This window comes from Pseudomonas syringae pv. cilantro (genome assembly GCF_001293775.1).
Taxonomy (GTDB): domain Bacteria; phylum Pseudomonadota; class Gammaproteobacteria; order Pseudomonadales; family Pseudomonadaceae; genus Aquipseudomonas; species Aquipseudomonas syringae_P.
Window position 1 is genome coordinate 8,326 of record NZ_LGLN01000094.1, and the last position, 517, is coordinate 8,842.

Genomic DNA, 517 nt, shown 5'->3' on the forward strand with positions numbered 1-517 from the left:
TTTTATCGGCTTCTTCCTGCAGCGCTTTGGCCTGCTTGCGCTTGAGGTCCGCTTCCCGTGCCTTGTTGGCAAGGAAGGTGCTGGCTTCGTTGGAGAACGCGGTGACGATCTCGAAACCAGCGCGGATTTCGTCTTCGTCGAAGATCGGCTTGAGCGAGTTGCTGCCGTCGCGATCACTGGACACGTCGCGGTTGAGGCTGGCGACGGTTTGTTCAGCGGTCTGGCCAGTGCGTTTTTGCTGTTCAGCGTCGTTGGTGATGACGACCGCGCCGCCACTGATACCGCTGCGCGTCACGCTGCTGGCGTTATCGCTGGCGCTGATGGCGATTGGCATGTTGGCGCCGAACTGGTTCTCGTTCTTCGCCAGGTCGGTGCCGGGCGTGGCCTTGCCACCCGTCTGCACGTTGCCTTTCTGATCCTTGCCGATTTCGTTGTAGCCGCCGCCCACGCTGACGGTGTTGGCGTCGTAATCGGCCTTGTTCTTGATATCGCGGCTGGTGAGGCTGGAGGTGACGAG

At 60.9% G+C, this 517-nt stretch carries 1 protein-coding gene; it reads right to left on the minus strand.

Annotated features, from left to right (window positions below; all coding sequences use genetic code 11):
- Positions 1 to 517: hypothetical protein (locus tag ABJ99_RS29425; RefSeq protein ID WP_230081094.1), on the minus strand; the 517-nt coding region annotated here is incomplete at both ends.